This is a genomic window from Agrobacterium sp. a22-2 (assembly GCF_012276985.1).
Taxonomy (GTDB): Bacteria; Pseudomonadota; Alphaproteobacteria; order Rhizobiales; family Rhizobiaceae; genus Allorhizobium.
In genome coordinates, this window is the sequence record NZ_JAAXMM010000035.1 from 1 (window position 1) to 2,171 (window position 2,171).

Sequence of the window (2,171 nt, forward strand, 5' to 3'; positions counted from 1 at the left end):
GTTGGGGAGGGGAAAGCTACGGGGTGCATGGCCGTTCACGCTCGCCGCCGTCATCCTCGGGCTTGAGCGGAGGACCTACAGCAGATGCCGCATTGGTCTATCCCAAGGTCCTGCAACCTTAACTACCTCCACATGGGTAACAATAGGAAAGCCGGAGACGGCATGCGGGTCTTGTAAATGTTAACGTATTTGCAAAAATCCAAAATTAATCGCATAAGATGAATTGCTTAAGGGACTCAATTAAGAATTACGTCCAATGGCGTTTGGGGGGGGATCTATGCATCTAGTTACAAAATCTTACTTTGACACCTTCTGTCAGAATTTTGGAGCCGCATTTGAATTCTCAAAAAACTTTGAAGCCTTTGTAAACTATTGTGTATTTTCGAAATACTCGGCGGACAGCATCGAAGTTTCTGATATCGTTTATGAGGGAGCAGATCCCGGAATAGACGGCGCTATGCTTTTTTTGGATGATCGAGCCGTCTTTTCAGAAGATGAATTGATTGAGATATTTGATAAAAGTAAAAGAGAGTATCATGTTTCTATAGTTTTTACACAGGCGAAGTCATCCACCAGTTGGTCAAAGATGGAAATTGACTCGTTTGTCGCGGCAATATCGGACTATCTATCTGAGTTTCCAGCGCAGCCACACAGCCAGTATTTGGCTGATTTCAAGTCCATGTTCAAAAAACTCTATGAGAATATAGGCCGGGTTAAAAATGGACTTCCAGATTTATATGCTTATTTTCTCTCCGCCGCACCGGATACTGATGCGGTAGAAATAAACGCAGCATTTATAATTGGTCAGGATACGCTCAAGCGATTAGGTTATTCACACGATACAAAATTGTTTAAAGCCCACAGAGATGTAATTCACGAATTGTGGCTTGGCGCTGATGGCCCCGTAGAGGCTAGGCTGCCCACAGTGGGGTATGCTCCTTTTCCAGCTGCTCCAAATATTAATAATGCCTATGTCGCAACCGTTCTTGCCAGAAGCTTTATCGATTCCGTGCTAAAGAATAGCGACGGAACTGTACGGAAGAAGCTCTTCGAAGAAAATGTCCGAGATTTCCTTGGCGTTGATTCAGAAGTGAATACAGAGATTGCGGAAACATTACGTGAAAAAAATCGAAAGTCGCGCTTTGGACTTATGAACAATGGAATTACGATCGTAGCGTCTAGCGTTCGACCTGCCGGACAGGAGATTTTTATCCGCGACTTTCAAATTGTTAATGGGTGCCAAACTTCAAATGTGTTGATTTCACTGGATGAGCAAGTGGATCCTACTGTCAGCTTGATGGTAAAATTGATTGAAGCAGATGAGCCCACCGTTATCGACGATATCGTTCGCGCAACCAACAGGCAGTCAAAAGTTGAGGATGCGCAGTTTATTTCTACACTTAGCGTTTTGAGAGATTTAGAAAGATACTTTAACGCGCGAGGGGTGGGTGAATTGAATCGTCTCTACTTCGAGCGAAGAAAAGGTCAATATGGCCCGGAAAATATTGCTCCCGTCCGCATATTTGACGTTAGGGAAACCGCACGTTGCTTTGCTGCAATTTCTTTAATGCGGCCAGATGTAGCAAGTCGATACCCCAATAGGCTGACAAGCGAGCTACTTAATGAAGTATTTAAGCCTGGCGTCGCCGAAGAAATATATTATACAGCTTGCTATGCTCATTATAGATTGAAATTATTGATATCAAATAAGAAATTTGATGGTAGGTATTCAAAACTGCGTTGGCATATTTTATGCGCTGCCTCAAAATATTGTAGAGAGAATTTTAAAAAATTCGATTGTGCAAGCAAAAATACGGCAATTTACAACCTATTCTCCCATAATGAGGGCGTGTGGTTTGATAGGCTAGAAAAACTTATTAGAGTGGCTATACCTGATCCAGATATTTCGAGAGATCTACTAAAGTCACCTCCATTGACAATAATGATACTTTCAAGGGTTGATGGCGTATCTTAAGGATACAACGATAGGGATGGCGGATTTTGGAAGTTGCAGCTAGAGGGTTGTTGAGCGGAATGGCGAGCTGGCTTTAACCCAAGGCCAACTACGGCCATCCTCATCAGTCGACACTCATACGACAATTCCCCCATCAGATCCTCGGGTCAAGCCCGAGGATGACGCCCGACGCCGCCTGCCATCGGCTGCCCCAAGC

At 44.0% G+C, this 2,171-nt stretch carries 1 protein-coding gene; it reads left to right on the forward strand.

What is annotated here, in order from left to right:
- Positions 1 to 277 precede the first annotated feature (277 nt).
- Positions 278 to 1,975, forward strand: coding sequence for an AIPR family protein (locus HFC70_RS26260; protein WP_168476280.1), 1,698 nt, complete (start codon positions 278 to 280; stop codon positions 1,973 to 1,975).
- The last annotated feature ends 196 nt before the right edge of the window (positions 1,976 to 2,171 follow it).

What these genes read in the sequence shown, in the direction of transcription:
- HFC70_RS26260 (WP_168476280.1), top strand. Translation starts at nt 278, where the DNA reads ATGCATCTAGTTACAAAATCTTACTTTGACACCTTCTGTCAGAATTTT.